The 15,665-nt window shown below is 39.9% G+C and carries 14 protein-coding genes; 3 read left to right on the top strand and 11 right to left on the bottom strand.

The window, feature by feature from the left end:
* Positions 1 to 150: 150 nt before the first annotated feature.
* The 3 genes from ACI3K6_RS03655 to ACI3K6_RS03645 form a co-directional block, all read right to left on the bottom strand.
* The gene (locus ACI3K6_RS03655) at positions 151 to 993 is read right to left on the bottom strand and encodes a thermonuclease family protein (protein ID WP_435553752.1); all 843 of its coding nucleotides are present in this window, start codon (positions 991 to 993) and stop codon (positions 151 to 153) included.
* Between the two features lie 117 nt (positions 994 to 1,110).
* The gene (locus ACI3K6_RS03650; protein WP_435553751.1) at positions 1,111 to 2,094 is read right to left on the bottom strand and encodes a proline dehydrogenase family protein; all 984 of its coding nucleotides are present in this window, start codon (positions 2,092 to 2,094) and stop codon (positions 1,111 to 1,113) included.
* Between the two features lie 152 nt (positions 2,095 to 2,246).
* Complete coding sequence (locus tag ACI3K6_RS03645) at positions 2,247 to 2,714, bottom strand: hypothetical protein (RefSeq protein ID WP_435553750.1); 468 nt, start codon at positions 2,712 to 2,714, stop codon at positions 2,247 to 2,249.
* 365 nt (positions 2,715 to 3,079) lie between these two features.
* Here ACI3K6_RS03645 and ACI3K6_RS03640 point away from each other — a divergent pair, with 365 nt between their 5' ends.
* On the top strand, positions 3,080 to 3,355 hold the full coding sequence (locus ACI3K6_RS03640; RefSeq protein WP_435553867.1) for a hypothetical protein: 276 nt from the start codon (positions 3,080 to 3,082) through the stop codon (positions 3,353 to 3,355).
* Positions 3,356 to 3,527: 172 nt separating this feature from the next.
* Here the strand turns inward: ACI3K6_RS03640 and ACI3K6_RS03635 are convergent, their stop codons facing one another.
* Entirely contained in the window at positions 3,528 to 5,057 is a 1,530-nt protein-coding gene (locus ACI3K6_RS03635) for a DHA2 family efflux MFS transporter permease subunit (RefSeq protein WP_435553749.1), read from the bottom strand.
* 300 nt (positions 5,058 to 5,357) lie between these two features.
* Between ACI3K6_RS03635 and ACI3K6_RS03630 the strand changes: the two genes are divergently transcribed.
* The gene (locus tag ACI3K6_RS03630) at positions 5,358 to 6,035 is read left to right on the top strand and encodes a YdeI/OmpD-associated family protein (protein ID WP_435553748.1); all 678 of its coding nucleotides are present in this window, start codon (positions 5,358 to 5,360) and stop codon (positions 6,033 to 6,035) included.
* A 57-nt stretch (positions 6,036 to 6,092) separates the two neighbouring features.
* Here ACI3K6_RS03630 and ACI3K6_RS03625 read toward each other — a convergent pair whose 3' ends face one another.
* Entirely contained in the window at positions 6,093 to 7,286 is a 1,194-nt protein-coding gene (locus ACI3K6_RS03625; RefSeq protein WP_435553747.1) for an NAD(P)/FAD-dependent oxidoreductase, read from the bottom strand.
* A gap of 234 nt (positions 7,287 to 7,520) precedes the next feature.
* On the opposite strand from ACI3K6_RS03625, the gene ACI3K6_RS03620 reads away from it, so the two are divergent.
* Positions 7,521 to 7,814, top strand: coding sequence for a HesB/YadR/YfhF family protein (locus tag ACI3K6_RS03620; protein WP_335474820.1), 294 nt, complete (start codon positions 7,521 to 7,523; stop codon positions 7,812 to 7,814).
* Positions 7,815 to 7,855: 41 nt separating this feature from the next.
* Here ACI3K6_RS03620 and cysI read toward each other — a convergent pair whose 3' ends face one another.
* The 6 genes from cysI to ACI3K6_RS03590 form a co-directional block, all read right to left on the bottom strand.
* Positions 7,856 to 9,574: an assimilatory sulfite reductase (NADPH) hemoprotein subunit gene (gene cysI / locus ACI3K6_RS03615; RefSeq protein ID WP_435553746.1), complete on the bottom strand. Its 1,719-nt coding sequence runs from the start codon at positions 9,572 to 9,574 to the stop codon at positions 7,856 to 7,858.
* Positions 9,575 to 9,605: 31 nt separating this feature from the next.
* Complete coding sequence (locus ACI3K6_RS03610; RefSeq protein ID WP_435553745.1) at positions 9,606 to 11,438, bottom strand: assimilatory sulfite reductase (NADPH) flavoprotein subunit; 1,833 nt, start codon at positions 11,436 to 11,438, stop codon at positions 9,606 to 9,608.
* 184 nt (positions 11,439 to 11,622) lie between these two features.
* Positions 11,623 to 12,693: an ABC transporter ATP-binding protein gene (locus tag ACI3K6_RS03605; RefSeq protein ID WP_435553744.1), complete on the bottom strand. Its 1,071-nt coding sequence runs from the start codon at positions 12,691 to 12,693 to the stop codon at positions 11,623 to 11,625.
* Positions 12,694 to 12,711: 18 nt separating this feature from the next.
* Complete coding sequence (locus ACI3K6_RS03600) at positions 12,712 to 13,503, bottom strand: ABC transporter permease (protein WP_435553743.1); 792 nt, start codon at positions 13,501 to 13,503, stop codon at positions 12,712 to 12,714.
* 2 nt (positions 13,504 to 13,505) lie between these two features.
* The gene (locus ACI3K6_RS03595; RefSeq protein WP_435553742.1) at positions 13,506 to 14,438 is read right to left on the bottom strand and encodes an ABC transporter permease; all 933 of its coding nucleotides are present in this window, start codon (positions 14,436 to 14,438) and stop codon (positions 13,506 to 13,508) included.
* A gap of 35 nt (positions 14,439 to 14,473) precedes the next feature.
* The gene (locus tag ACI3K6_RS03590) at positions 14,474 to 15,580 is read right to left on the bottom strand and encodes an ABC transporter substrate-binding protein (RefSeq protein ID WP_435553741.1); all 1,107 of its coding nucleotides are present in this window, start codon (positions 15,578 to 15,580) and stop codon (positions 14,474 to 14,476) included.
* Positions 15,581 to 15,665 lie beyond the last annotated feature (85 nt).

The following is a 15,665-nucleotide window of genomic DNA, read 5'->3' as shown; positions in this document are numbered from 1 at the left end:
CCCTGATAGTCTTTATTATGATTTAAAGTATAGGGTCAATGAACGGAACGTGTCCATTAATTGTAAAAATATTCACAAGTATTTCTTTAGTATAAAAACAACTTGTTAATACTAATAAAGGAGATACCTTTGAGGTATCTCCCTTTTGAACTACTCACATGCATAGTGATCCTTATCACGATCCAGCAATGACTGATACGCCGGGTGTGTCGAAGGTACTCCATTTGGATAAACTTTTCTCAATTCGGTGCAGTTTTGAAAGAACACTTTTACCCCATCATTTGAGCTTTTTCCGCCTGAGGAGGAACTGCTTTTCCCAGAGTACTCTCGATCTAAATCCCCTTTTGTTGTACCTTGTTGGTCATATGACCAGAGACCGCGATTAGCTTTTCGGGCTTCCCTGGCAAATGTTACAAAGTATTGGCTGTATTTTACATCTGGAGGATAAGTCGAAGGTTCAGCATAACCATTTATAACTAGGTCAGCATTATACATTTTCGCTCTTATTTCTGCTTCATCCATGTCATTTGTAGGAACTGTTACCCAAATTATGCGTAAAATCCTACCGTATCGATCAGTTTCAGATACATCCTTTTGCAGCCACACATGTTTTCCAGTCAGTTTAGATTTGGTATAATTACTGGCTTCCTTGCCATACTCTTCTATTCTCGTTGTTGATTCTGGTGTGTTAACCCCAACCAATCTGATTTTTCTACCGTCCGTTGTGACCACAGTATCCCCATCGACTACTCTGCCTATGGTTGCCTGTTCAAGTTTCATACTTGCTGCTAACTCAGCTTGACTAGTTTGCTTTTGAACAGATGGTTGATCAGTTTTTGAAGTAGAGGTATTATCCGTTGATTCAGTAGATTCCCTTGAAGATTCCACCGCTACTATTGATTCTTCCTTGGAAGCGTCGTGGGTATCGCAACCTGAAAGAAGGAAGAACATACAACCCACCATAAACGCGGTCCCCAGTTTTGAGAATTTCACTTTACCCTCTCCTGTTACTTTTGTATCAAAACAATTGTAACGCTAATTTAGATAAAATAACACTATAATAATGTAAAAAACCTCCCATTTCGACAATGGGAGGTAGTTTTTTGAAGATTATTTGCGTTTTTTGTTTTGTGATTTTGTCATTCGGCCAATCATAAATGCTCCAGCAGCCACTCCAAGGATGGTGTTCGTTTTCTTATTAAATACTTGTTTGGCTACAAGATTTAAGTTTTGTGGTCTCTCAGCAAGTCGACGCATAAAGTATCCGTACCAATCGTTTCCAAATGGAACATATGTACAGAAATTATACCCTTCGCTTGCAAGCTTCAATTGAAGTTCTCTTCTAAAGCCATAGAGCATTTGGAATTCGAATTTATCATTAGGAATGTTATGTTTCTTTACAAATTCCTTCACATGATTAATGATTCGATGGTCATGAGTCGCAATGGAAGTATACTTGCCGTTCAGCAGGTGCCATTCGATTAGTTGAATATAATTTTTATCGATGTCTTTTTTATCCTGAAAAGCGATCTCTTCAGACTCTTTGTAGGCACCTTTAACCAAACGAATTCGATAGTTTTCATATTTTTCAAGGTACTCAATAGCTTTATGGAAATAAGCTTGAATAACTGTTCCTACATTATCATATTCGACGGAAAGAGCATCTAATAAGTCAAACGTTGGTTCAAGATGCTTGAAGTCCTCCATGTCAATATTGACGAACATATTATATTTGCTTGCTTCATGGACAATTTCTTTCAAATTGTTATAGCAGAATGTGTAATCAATATCCAAGCCCAATTGAGTTGGTTTTAAAGAAATATGTGCATCTGCATTGTTAGAATGAATGGCGTCGATCACCTTTAAAATATTTTCCTTCGCAGCAAGTGCCTCTTCTTCTTTAAACACAAATTCCCCAAGATTATCAACTGTACAGGAAATCCCGTGAGAATTTAATTCCTTAATACTCTTAATAGCCTCGTCAATATTAGTACCGGCTACAACTGTTTGCGCACCCATCTTTAAGCCGTACTTCTTCGCAGTGCTATTTAGAAATTGATTCTGTGATAACCCCATAAAAAAATCCTTCAACATCCCGATAGCTCCTTACTTACTGTGATTTTTTTCTCAACAAAAACATTATAGCATACGCTTTCAATAAAAATTATTTTAAGAAAATTCAAAATGAAAGGTACCAGTCTCTTTTTTCACTTCAAAAAAGGGACTGGTACTGCGTTTTTATGAACTTACAACCAATTGTCGTCACCACTGTCCCAGCCATTAAAGTTATTGTCGTCTAGTTGGTTATCGTTATCATCATCGGAGTCTAAATCGTCCATTTGGTTGTTATCTTGATATTGCCCCAGTTCTTCTTGCAGCTGATCAATTTCATGTTCTTGGATGATATTTTGATCCATCAGTTCCTGCATAATTTCGTGGTCCTGTAATTGCTGCAAGGCGTGAAATTGGTCAAATCCAATTCTCCCCTGCTCAAATAAATAGGTTAACAAGGCACCGGCAGCCATTCCCCCGGCAAACGAGCCAAATCCGCCAAATCCACCTGGACCACGACCTGATCCAAAGTACCCCTGTCCTGTTCCGCCAAATCCCCCACGCTGCGGTTCATAAATATCAACACGGTTTCTTTGTTGGAGAGGCTTGATGATCAGAAAATGAACCAACACAATGACAATGATAACGCCGATTAAAAACATCTTTATCATACCTCACTTAAATGGATTCCTATTGAATAGTTTCAATCAAGTTTATTGATTTACTCGTTAAAAATAATAACGCAAAATGACAAATTTATAAAGAAAACTAGCCGATTGGCGATCAACTTGTACCAAGATAGATACGCAAGTTTCTTAATATAACTAAATGCACTGTTAATGAATATTGTTAATTTTCATCATCGCCTAATGGTTTAGTATAATTTAATAAAATATTCCTATAATCCCATTTTTTAGGTGAATCGTGTTAGAATTAAATTAATTAGTCTTACAGACATAAGATAAATATGAATTTGAAAGGTGGTTTTAATTTGGAAAACAATACTGTTCCGTTTAAAAAATACAGTATGATCAGTTATAGTTCGTTTGCTATTGGAATAGTTTGCTTCTTTATAGTGTTTGTAACACCAACAAGAATAGCTAATAACGGGAATTTAGTTGGGGATTATATAACGTTTTTTCTTACTGTTATGGGTGTTTTTCTATCTTTAGTCGGAATAGTGAAGAAAACTGAGAAAAAGTTAATTCCTATAGTATCATTAATTCTCTCTTTGTCTTTCTTTATATTCTGGATAATCACGTTCATCTTGTTGCTTACTGGTAAAATTCCATTTGCTCCGTAGTGTACAGATGTTTTTTAAATCATGAAAGAGCCTATTAAGGCTCTTTTTCTTCTGCCGAAATATCTACACAAATGTTAACAGAGCTTAAATAAAAGAAAAGCCCTCGAACAGAGAGCTTTTCTTGAAGAAAGGAAAATGGTGCCTGGCTCCTTTTACTTGTTTTTGGATTACATTAATTTTCAGCAAGTTTTGCTGTCATTTTTTTTTCAATTTGTGTTCCTTGCATAGGTTCTTCGGCTTGCTTTGAGCGTTTAATGAAGAAAGCGAGAACTAAGGCTACCGCTGCGATCCCTGTTGCAATGAGGAAGGCAAAGTTAATTCCTTTTAGCATGGCTTCCATCATGATTTGTTGTTTCATTTGGGCAATTACTTGTGGAGTTGGCTGGGTGGTTAAATGTTTCATCGCCGCTGCACCAAGTTCCTTTGCGGATGTTTCTGTTTTATTTGTCATAACCGTGACCATTAAGGCAGTACCAATAGCCCCTGCCACCTGGTTCATTGTGTTGTTCATCGCAGTTCCGTGTGGATAGAAACTCTTTGGTAATTGATTTAATCCGTTTGTTGAAACTGGCATCATCACCATGGACATCCCGAATGAACGAATGGAGTAAATCAAAATTAAATGTTTATAGGTGGTATGCAAGGTTAATTGACTAAATTCATATGTTGTCACAACAATAATGATTAGCCCGATAACAGCTAAAATCCGACCGCCAATTTTATCAAACAATTTACCGGTGATTGGCGACATGAATGCCATCAACAATGCCCCAGGTAAAAGCAACAAGCCGGCATCCATTGGTGAAATGCCACGGAGATTTTGCACATAAATTGGTAATAAAATCATCCCGGAAAATAAGGCCATATTGACGACCATCGCAATAGCTGATGATAATGCAAACATTGGATATTTATAAACTCGGAAATTTAGTAATGGTGCATCTTGTTTTAATTGACGAATGATAAAAATGATTAACGATATAACCCCAACAGTAATGGTGCCATAAACCTCAGGACTATCCCAGCCTTTAGTACCTGCTGAGCTGAACCCATAAAGGATTCCTCCAAAACCGATACTTGATAAAATTAAGGATAGAAAATCTAATTTGATGTGAACTTTTTCTTTCTTATCCTTTAGCATGAAAAATCCGATTAAAAGGACAATAATCGCTATTGGAGTGATAAAGTGGAACAACATTCTCCAATCATAGTGTTCGATAATCCAACCTGATAAAGTTGGGCCAATGGCTGGAGCGAACATAAGGATTAGTCCAAAAACCCCCATCGCGGCTCCTCTTTTTTCAACTGGGAAGCTGACAAGCATTACATTCATTAATAACGGCATTAGGATCGCTGAACCGGATGCTTGCAGCATACGACCTGTTAATAATAATGGAAAAACATGAGCGAATCCTGCGACAATTGTACCGAGTGAAAATAATAGCATTGCCGATAAGAAAATATTTCTAACTGTATACTTTTGAATTAAAAACGCTGTAGAAGGAATTAAAATTCCGTTCACCAGCATAAATCCGGTTGTTAGCCATTGGACGGTAGATGCCTCGATATCTAAATCCTTCATAATGGATGGAAGTGCGATATTTAATAATGTATTATTTAAAAATGCAATAAATGCACCGACCATCAACACAGCAATCACACCATACGGCGGACGGTCATTCTTTTTAATGGATTGATCCATAAATGTAATTTCCCCCTTGGACGAATAGTTCAATTTATTGAACTCAAATTTTACATAAACACTATCTTATACCTTAAGTATAAAAAATGCAATAAAAAAATCCTTTAATCTAATGGTTTTAACGAGAAAAATAAGAACATCTACTATTTTTATACACATAGTCTAAATTTACCGAAATCATCCTGACCTTATTTTTCAACGAATGTCACGAAAATAAACGGGATTTTTGGCAAATGAATTTTCGCACATACTTCCATATTGCTATAATGAGGGTATATACAACTGAGAGGAGATTGTGAAATGCCTGAAGTTAAAAGCATCGTGGATAAATTGGGATTGCAAAAATATTTGAAAAAGCTTGTTCTCCAAAAACCAGAAGATCTTGATGAGTTACATGAACTGGAGTTTGATTCTACGATCAAACAGGAACAGTATGACCTCATTTTTGCATTTGTATTTAGTTTAGACGAGTTCTCTTCCCTGCTTCATGAAATCATTGATCGTCATTTACTGGAGGATAATGGCTATACCTATGTTGCATATCCTAAAAAAAATAACAAAAAATACAAGGAATACATAGATCGTGACCAACTCTTACCTGCATTGGCGTCGGATGAGGATGGCTATGTTTTTAATAGTCAAATCAAATTTTCCAGGATGGTCAGTTTAAATGACACCTTTACCGTTGTGGGACTTAAATCAGTCCCAAAAAAAGCGAAAAAAACAACATCGACCAAAAGCAGTCAATGTGTTGATGATTACATCGTCCATATAGAAGATATTAAACAATACCTTTCTAAAAATAATGAACTACAAAAGGTTTATCATGATCTAACGCCTGGATATCAGAAGGATTGGGCCAGATATATTTATAGTGCAAAGCGTAAAGAAACACAGGACAAACGACTTTTAGAAATGGAGAGCGTATTAGCAGAAGGCTATAAAACGATTGACCTATATAAAAGAAGGAAGAAATAAGATAAAAAAGCCCTAATATTCCAGAGTAAGGTCCGGTTTATTGGGGCTTTTATGGTATTAAGCACCTTTTTTCCGTTGTTTTCTAACGAGCGCCAACCCGCCCAGCATATACAGGTATCTCCATTCAATCACTCGTTTCATGAATGCTGCTACATGACCATTGATATGATGGTTGTAGACGATTCCGGAACCGTTGCCTTTTCCAAGTGAAAGAACCATGCCTCTGTAGTGATATTGGAATGGTTTATAGGGTTGTCCATAAATTTTCATAGCAATGTTGTAGCCGCAATATTGTCCTTGTTGTATGGCAATTTGTGCTGTTGCTGGATATGGAATTCCTTTTTCGTTTAAACTTGCCGAGGCATCTCCTAACACAAACACATCATGGTGACCAGGTACTTCACAGAATTCATTAAGTTTCACCCGACCATCCATTAGCTCGAATCCCAGACCATTTAATAATGGATTCCCCTGGATTCCTCCAGCCCAAATGAAGGTGTCAGATAAAATTTCAGTACCATCTGCTAATAGGACTTTCTCCTTTTCGATCCCTGTAATTGTCACGCCAAGTTTATATTCAAAAGACAGTCGATTTAAAGAATTGATGGCATCTGCGACAATCAAATCAGGCATTCCAGGCAGTACCTGTTGATTTGGTTCGAGAACCGTTACGTGCACATCATTAACATTGACCGCAAATTGTTCACAAAAGACAGGAATGCTTTCCTTTAATTCGTGAATAAACTCCATTCCGGTAAACCCTGTTCCTCCAATAACGATATTCAGCTCTCCCGAAGGGTTTTGACTGTAGGATAAGAATTGCTCCTCAAGATGGTTATGCAGCCTGTAGGTCGCTTCCCAATCTGTTAAAAAGAATCCATTCTCTTTTAGCCCTGGAATATCTATATTTTTTGGTGTACCTCCTACCCCCACCACAACAAAGTCATAAGATAAAGTTTGGTTTTTACAAAAAACCTCTTTTCGCAATGTGTCCAATCCGATGAATTCATCTTGAATAAAGGTCACTCTTTCTGGATCAATCACCTCAGAAATAGGTATCTTTATCGTTTCAGGGTCCACTGTCCCTGCACCTGCTTCATGCACCTTTGTTGTGAAATAATGATAATCGTTTTTGTTGACTAAAATGATCTCAAGCCTAGTTGGATGAACCTTTTTCTGGAGCGACAATGCCGTCATTAAACCTGCATATCCAGCTCCTAGGATCACTACTTTCTTTTTTTCACGTTCCATGGTTTGCTCACCTCTTCACAAACTCTATTTACCTTTATTATAAATCCAATACCTTAAATTAACAATAACGGCTAAAGCTGTTTATAAAAAATGTCATATTTTTTATAAGGTGCTGAGTTGGTCATTTGACTTGTTACCTATTAAACATGGTATCCTAGTGAAAATGGTTAGTTTACCTTCCAGCGGAAAAAATAACGTTGATTAACCAAACTTTAAATAAAAGGTGAGAGTGTTATGGAAATATTCATCAGTGAAGCGGCACTTAGTTGGTTTAAAGAAGAAGTAGAATTGGCAAGCGGAGATCATGTCAAATTTTACAGTCAAATATACGGAAGCAGCCCCATTCAAGAAAACTTCGCCCTCGGGTTCACGGTTGACAACGAACCTGTGGACACGGCCGTGAAAACGGAAAAAGGCGGAATCATCTTCTATGTTGAAAGTTCGGACTTATGGTTTTTCAATGGTCATAACCTTCATGTAGATTATAACCCCAATAAGGATGAACTAGAATTCAGCTATTCAAAATAAAAAAATGCCGAGGCGTGCAGCCTTGGCATTTTTTTATCAGCTTAGTCGTGGAAATTCGTACCATCTGTGACAGCCTCCACGATGCCGACACGAACGACGAAGTCACCAAAGTGTTCCCCATCGTATTTTTCTTTGGCAAAACGAGCAAGTAAGACGCGTAATTCTGCCAGAATTTCTTGTTCGCCAATATTTTCACGATAGATTTTGCTTAGTCGGCTGCCATCGAATGCAGCTCCGAGGTACATGTTGTATTTGCCTGGTGCTTTCCCAATAAAGGCAATCTCACCAAGAGTATGCCGGGCACAGCCGTTTGGACAGCCGGTCATCCGAATCGTAATTTCTTCTTCGCGAAGACCGTTCTCATCAACGATCTCCTCTATTTTATCAATCAATGTCGGTAAGTAGCGTTCTGCCTCGGCCATGGCCAATCCACAGGTTGGAAGTGCCACGCACGCCATAGAATTGCGACGAAGTGCAGAGTAGTGCTTTCCATCTGTTAATCCGTATTGTTCAATCAATTCACTGATTTGCTTCTTTTTCTGGGTTGAAACATTGGCAATAATCACGTTTTGATTGGCGGTTAATCGGAATTCTCCATCATGAACCTTGGCAATTTCCCGTAACCCAGTCATTAATTTATAATCGTCAAAGTCAGCAATTCGGCCTCCTTCAACAAACAAATTGAAATGCCATTTTCCTCGTACACCATTTACCCAGCCATAACGATCCCCATTTGACTCGAATTTGAACGGTTTTGCTTCGGCCAGCTTCCAGCCAAGACGTTTCTCCAGTTCTTCCTTTACGACCTCTAAGCCAAGTCGGTCAACGGTATATTTAAAGCGGGCATTTTTACGCTCTGAACGATTTCCGTAATCCCGTTGGATGGTAATTGTTTTTTCGGCAATTTCATATAACTTATCAGGTGTACAAAAACCGATGACCTTTGATAATTGCGGATAGGTCGCTTTATCGCCATGGGTCATCCCCATTCCGCCACCAATGGCCACGTTAAATCCAATGAGCTTGTCGTTTTCCACTATGGCAATAAATCCTAGATCCTGTGAAAAAACATCAATATCATTTTGAGGTGGGATGGCAATCCCAATTTTAAATTTACGAGGTAAATAAAGCGGTCCGTACATTGGTTCCACTTCATCCACGTCAGGTGTTCCAGCAACCATTTCCTCATCAAGCCAAATTTCGTGGTAGGCTCTCGTGCGCGGAAGCAGATCATTACTTAAACGTTTCGACCACTCATACACTTCCTCATGAATTTCCGATTGATAAGGGTTGGAAATACACATCACATTACGGTTTACGTCACCGCAGGCAGCAATCGTATCCATAAGTGACTTATGAATGGTTTGGATGGTATCCCGCATATTCCACTTTAAGATCCCGTGCATTTGGAAGGTTTGTCGTGTCGTTAGTTTTAATGTGCCATTTCCGTTTCGTTGTGCCAATTCATCCATTGTCAGCCATTGATCAGGAGATGCCACTCCGCCGGGTAAGCGAACACGAAGCATGAATTGATAAGCAGGCTCCAATTTTTGTTTTTGGCGCTCATTGCGAAGGTCGCGGTCATCCTGCAAATAGCTGCCATGAAACTTCATTAATCGGTTATCGTCATCGGAAATCCCCGAACTGAGCGGTTCTAATAAGGATTCCTTGAGTGTTCCCCGTAAATAATTACTTTCTATCTTAATCCGCTCAACATCACTTGGCGGACCATCTGGCGCTTTCAGTAATTGCTTCACCATTTTTTACAAAGACTCCTTCCGTCGAAAAAAATCAGTATACGTCACGTTGATAACGTTTTTGCTGCTGCATATCGGCCAAATAAGCTTCCGCTTCAGCACGGCTTAAGCCGCCTTCGTTTTCAATAATCTCAAGAAGTGTAGCGTGGACATCCTGGGCCATGTGTTTTTCATCGCCACAGATATACACCACTGCCCCTTCTTGAAGCCATGAGAATAATTCCTTGCTATGTTCAAGCATTCGGTGTTGGACATATACCTTTTGTTCTCTGTCCCGGGAAAACGCTACATCCATTTTTGTTAATACGCCATTTTTTACCCATTTTTGCCATTCCGTTTGATAAAGGAAATCGGTGGTAAAATGCTGGTCCCCAAAGAATAACCAGGATTTCCCTTCCGCCCCCTCTTCTTCACGCTGCTGCATAAAAGCGCGGAACGGTGCAACTCCAGTTCCAGGACCAACCATGATAATCGGCGTACTCGGATCTGCTGGCAATTTAAAATTGTCGTTTTGCTGAACAAATACCGATACAAGATCTCCTGGAAGTAATCGTTCTGCTGCCTGGATCGAAGCGACCCCTTTCCGTTCACGGTCATGGGCCTCATAGCGAACGGCGCCAATGGTTAAATGCACCTCGTCAGGGTTTGCCGCTAAGCTGCTGGCAATCGAGTATAGACGTGGCGGGATTTTACGAAGAATCGAAACAAATTCCTGTCCCGAGCTGCCCCAAACACCAAAATCCCTCACTAAATCGACTAAATCACGGCCATTTAAGTATTCCTTCACTTTTGCTTCATTACCTGGAACTAAAAGTTCTTTTAACCCTTCGCTTTCAGAAAGTTGTGCGACATTTTCTAAAAGTGGTTTTGTAAGTACAGTAATTTCAAAATAAGTCCGTAATGCTTCTTTTAAGGAAAGGGCATCACCTTGTTTATTTACAGTAACAGTTTCATCTGCATTCCAGGATAATTGTTCCAGGAGTAAACTTACTAAGTCTGGATCATTTTCAGGATAAATCCCTAGTGCATCTCCTGGTTCATAGGTCAATCCTGACCCTTCTAAGGAGATTTCCAAATGTCGGGTTTCTTTATTAGAGCCGCGTCCATTCAGGTTCAGGTTTTCGAGAATTTCAGCTTTAAATGGATTGGTTCTAGAAAACTCAGATTCTACTGCCAATGCCGAAGAAGTCAATACAGCCTGTGCTGTTGTGCTTGAATTTTCAGCACCTTTTAAACTGCCAAGTACTCCCTCCAACCATTCTTCTGCCGGTTCCGCGAAATCCACATCACAATCGAAACGTGGATAGATCCTTGTACCTCCCAGTTCTTCCAAACGGGAATCAAAATCTTTGCCCGTTTTACAGAAGTATTCATATGAGCTGTCGCCCAGTGCCAATACGGAAAACTGAAGTCCTTCGAGCTTCGGTGCCCGTTTGCTGTATAAAAACTCATGGAACGATAGTGCGTTATCAGGCGGGTCTCCCTCTCCATGTGTGCTGGCAATGATTAAAAGGTTTTTCACTTTTTTTAATTGGTTCGTTTTGAAGTCACTCAAGGATGAGATCGTTACTTTGAACCCGTTTGCCTCCAGCCTTTTACCAGCTTTGTTCGCCAATCCCTTAGAGTTTCCGGTCTGTGATCCAAAAAGAACCGTGATTTCATTCGAGATGGACTGCCCGTTTTGTTGGGACGAACTCTCTGAGTTTTGAGTTGCATCGGCTAATGCACCGAGGACAAATGTCGATGAAGAAGCTGCAAGATAACCGCTTAGCCAAACCTTTTGTGTCTCTGTCAATGTCGGCAGAATGCGGTTGAGGAGCTCCGCCTGCTCCTGATTAAACGGACTGTTCAATACTTGAAATTGCAAATTGATCCACCTCACTAAGAATGTACATTCGGTCTATCTCTTCTAAAAAATTAGCAAATCGCCAATTTAATCCGAATATTCATTCAAAAAATTGATTACTATTATAATAGTTTCACTATTCCTATAAGTCAAGTAGGAATTAAAAAATAAATAATGGCACCCCTTTATGAGGTGCCAATCCATGTTATTGACCAATGACAATCCCGTCTTCTTCCTTCCAAGTTACACGTACCCGATCACCAGGTTGGCAAATATGGTCACCGTTACTTTGCAGCATCGCAGTAATTCGTTCTCCTTTTGGCAACAGGATTACCGTTCGGATAAAAGAACCCACATAGATGATTTCTTCCACTGTCCCTGAAAGAAAATAAGGAGCGGTTTCCCCGTTTTCCAATAGTCTAACTCGCTCTGGTCGGATTGACAGGAAACTTGTTGTACTTGTGATATTGCGGTCACGGAGTTTGCCACCAACCTTGGTTCCGGCGAAGTCAAGGATCGCTCCCTGTTCATTGGACTCTGATACTTGAACTTCAAATAAATTAGTATCACCAATGAAGTCCGCAACAAACTTAGTTGAAGGATTTTCATAGATTTCTTTTGGAGCAGCCACCTGATCGATGACCCCTTTATTCATAACCGCAATCCGATCTGAAATTGTCAAGGCTTCCTCCTGGTCATGGGTAACGTAGATAAAGGTAATTTCTAATTTTCGCTGTAAATGCTTCAGTTCGATTTGCATTTGTTTGCGCAACTTCAAGTCCAGTGCACCTAAAGGCTCATCCAATAGCAGAACCTTTGGATTATTCACTAACGCCCGGGCTACAGCAACACGTTGCTGTTGTCCGCCGCTCAGTTGACGAGGTTTCCGGTCTCCGAAGGAATCCAGCTGCACGAGGCGCAGTGCTTCCTTCACTCTAGCAGCTTGTTCCGATTTCGGAACACCCTTCATTTTTAATCCATAGGCGATATTCTCATTAATGGTCATATGCGGGAATAACGCATAGTTTTGGAAAACCGTATTCACATCCCTTTTATAAGGAGGAATTCCGGAAACCGGTTTACCATCAATCCAAATTTCTCCCGAATCAGGCTCTTCAAAGCCGGCTATCATCCTTAAAGTCGTTGTTTTACCGCAGCCGCTTGGACCTAGCATCGTCAAAAACTCGCCGCGCTGAACGTTAAGGTTAATCCCTTTCACAATGAGCTCGTTACTATAGCTTTTTTCTACATGTTGAATGTCTACGATCTGTTCCAAACTCACCTCTCCTTTCTACTAGTCTACTTTTCGATCAAAAAACGTAAACAGGACAATCATCGTAACTGAGAATAAAAAGATCAGGGTTGAAATCGCATTGACCTCAGGTGTGATCCCTTTCCGCAGCATTGACCAGATCTGTACTGGTAGCGTCAAATCTCTTCCAGTTAAAAAATAACTAACGGCAATTTCATCAAAAGATAAAGTAAATGATAATAAAGAGGCACCAATGACGGCCGTTTTAATATTTGGCAGGGTTACATAAAAGAACGTTTTCAGCCTGGTTGCCCCTAAATCCATCGAAGCCTCTTCAATCGCCCGATCCATTCGTTTTAACCGTGCGTACACCTGTGTCATCACTACAGCAATTAGGAAGGTTCCATGACCTATGAAAATGGTGGTAAGTGATAATTCGACTTTCATCATCACAAAGACACTCATCATCGCCACACCAGTGATAATCCCCGGTAAAATCATCGGCAGTAAAACGATCCGTTCAAATGCCGTTTTTCCGGGAAAATGAAATCGGTCCACCACAAATGCAGCAGGGATTCCCAATAGCAAACCGATCATCGTTCCAAATATGGCAACTAGCAAACTATTTTTCAAGGATGCCAAAAGTAAGCTATCTTGAAACATGACACTGTACCATTTCGTAGACCAGCTTTCAATCGGAAAACTGTTAACGGCATTTCCGTTAAAAGAATAAACTACGACGACAATCATCGGCAGATAAATGAACAAAAAGATCAACATGGCTGCAAGCTTTAATCCTGATGACAACCAATCAATACGTGATGTTTTACCCATCTTTAGGCCCCCTTAGTTTCTTCGGCATTCTCAAAACTGGAGGCCTTTTTTTCCAGACGATGGGTTATTTCCAAAATCAATAGCACTAAGACTAATGTAACAATGCCAATTGTGGAACCAAGCGGCCAGTTGTTGGCTACTCCAAATAAGCTGTACACGACATTTGAAATCATCATACTGCTAGTTCCGCCGAGTAATTGCGGTGCTAAAAAGTCACCCATTGTAAGCACAAACGCAAAGGTTGCTCCGGCAATGACGCCAGGCAGACTTAACGGAAAAATAATCTTAAAAAACGTCCGAAATCTTCCGGCTCCGAGATCCTTCGAAGCCTCCTGAAGATTTCTGGGAATATGCTCAAGCGACGTATAGATCGACATTAGTACCCATGGTGTATAGATATGGGTCAACGCTAGGACAACCGCATAGGGGCTGTAAAGAAAGATTTCCAGTGGTTTGTCTATCAGCCCCAGGCTCATTAACAGATTATTTAGGATCCCTTCCTGCCCCAACACAATTTTCCAGGCATAAGCCCGCACAAGATAACTAACCCAAAGTGGAATAATAACCAGCGTATACATAAGCTGCTTATGTTTTTTGACTTTAAAATTTATATAATAAGCAAGCGGGTAGCTGAGCAGAACACTGAAAATGGTCACGAGTGAGGCAATTTTCAGCGTTTTCAACAGCGTTCCAAAATACAGTTCATTGGTAAAAAACTTCGTATAATTATCCAAGGTAAATTCACGGACAATGGTTCCAAAATCCACCTTCCAAAAACTGTTCAAGAAGAGGGTGAAATAGGGAGCAAAAAGGAAGACAGTCAACCAGATTAATGGTGGGATTAACAGTAATAATAATCTGGGGTTGAACTGCCTGCGCTTCTTTTTTGGTTTGATCGTTGTCTTCTTCACCTGTGTAGAAACATTCACGGACATGTACCCAGCCCTCCTTTCTTATGCATTTCCTGTGTCTATTGGGCTTTCACTTCATTCCAAATTTCGTTGTATTTATTTCGGTCTTTTACGATTTGCCAGAAGTTGATTTTTTGCATGTAATTTTCCATATCGTCAATATGAATCGCTTGGGCTTGCTCAGGAGACATGAATTTTGCAGCATCTTTATTGGCTACACCATACCCAGTCGCATCGCTAACCAGTTTCTGCGTTTCCGCTTCCGTCACATAATTAATATATTTCTCGGCTAATTCTTTATTTGGCGATGATTTTACTACCATCAGACGGTCAATCCAGCCCGTGATTCCTTCTTTCGGAATCACTTCTTTCAAATTACGTCCCGTGGCATTAACAGTTGTTGGTGTCAACGGCCAACCCACTGCCAATACAATCTCTTTATTGGCAAACAAATCATTGAGTTCTCCGCCTGTTGCCCAATATTTACGGATTTGAGGCTTTAGTTGGATTAATTTCTTCTTGGCATCTTCAAGCTGTTTATCTGTCATATTGTACAAAGCAGAAGGATCGTCCTTATCCAACCCTTTCATTTGTCCAACCAAGTAGATATTTGAGATATCATCCCAAATGGAAACCTTCCCTTTATATTTTGGATCCCAGAAAATTTCCCAGCTGTGCGGCTCCTCTTTAATCACATCGGCATCATAAATAAGTGAATCAGGTCCCCAAGTAAATGGAATCCCGTATGTTTTGCCGCCTTTTTTTACGTCTTTCATATCCACAAGCTTGGTAGCCAATTTGTTGTAGTTTGGAACATTGTCTAGATTGATGGGTGCTACAAGTCCTTCGTTTACTAAATAACCAGCAACATCCGAAGATGGGGATATTACATCATATACATTGCCTCCGCCGCCTTTGAGCTTAGATACCAACTCATCACTGGAGCCAAAATAAGTGGCTGTGACCTTCACCCCATACTTTTCTTCAAATCCCTTGACGAATTTAGGATCAGCATATCCTTCCCATGTAAGCAGGTTCAACGTTTTTCCGTCACTTTTTTTCGTGGAAGCTGTTTGGCTTCCACCTTGTTTTTCACCGCCGCATGCTGCCAACATCAATGAACAGCTAAGCGCAAGCATGCCATTTCTCCATGATTTTAATTTCATCTTTCTATTTCCCTCCTTTAACCATCTGCCTTCATAAATTGCAAGAATTATGCCAATTTTACAAAAATAAAAAAACACCTAATCT

The organism is Neobacillus solisequens, from assembly GCF_051233465.1.
Lineage (GTDB): Bacteria > Bacillota > Bacilli > Bacillales > Cytobacillaceae > Neobacillus.
Note: the sequence above shows the minus strand (reverse complement) of the source record. Positions and strands in the feature narration are given on the sequence as shown.

Excerpts from the sequence above, each read along its gene's own strand:
- ACI3K6_RS03650 (WP_435553751.1), bottom strand. The coding sequence starts at position 2,094 with ATGTTGAAGGATTTTTTTATGGGGTTATCACAGAATCAATTTCTAAAT.
- ACI3K6_RS03645 (WP_435553750.1), bottom strand. The coding sequence starts at position 2,714 with ATGTTTTTAATCGGCGTTATCATTGTCATTGTGTTGGTTCATTTTCTG.
- ACI3K6_RS03640 (WP_435553867.1), top strand. The coding sequence starts at position 3,080 with ATGATCAGTTATAGTTCGTTTGCTATTGGAATAGTTTGCTTCTTTATA.
- ACI3K6_RS03635 (WP_435553749.1), bottom strand. The coding sequence starts at position 5,057 with ATGGATCAATCCATTAAAAAGAATGACCGTCCGCCGTATGGTGTGATT.
- ACI3K6_RS03630 (WP_435553748.1), top strand. The coding sequence starts at position 5,358 with ATGCCTGAAGTTAAAAGCATCGTGGATAAATTGGGATTGCAAAAATAT.
- ACI3K6_RS03625 (WP_435553747.1), bottom strand. The coding sequence starts at position 7,286 with ATGGAACGTGAAAAAAAGAAAGTAGTGATCCTAGGAGCTGGATATGCA.
- ACI3K6_RS03620 (WP_335474820.1), top strand. The coding sequence starts at position 7,521 with ATGGAAATATTCATCAGTGAAGCGGCACTTAGTTGGTTTAAAGAAGAA.
- cysI (WP_435553746.1), bottom strand. The coding sequence starts at position 9,574 with ATGGTGAAGCAATTACTGAAAGCGCCAGATGGTCCGCCAAGTGATGTT.
- ACI3K6_RS03600 (WP_435553743.1), bottom strand. The coding sequence starts at position 13,503 with ATGGGTAAAACATCACGTATTGATTGGTTGTCATCAGGATTAAAGCTT.
- ACI3K6_RS03595 (WP_435553742.1), bottom strand. The coding sequence starts at position 14,438 with ATGTCCGTGAATGTTTCTACACAGGTGAAGAAGACAACGATCAAACCA.
- ACI3K6_RS03590 (WP_435553741.1), bottom strand. The coding sequence starts at position 15,580 with ATGAAATTAAAATCATGGAGAAATGGCATGCTTGCGCTTAGCTGTTCA.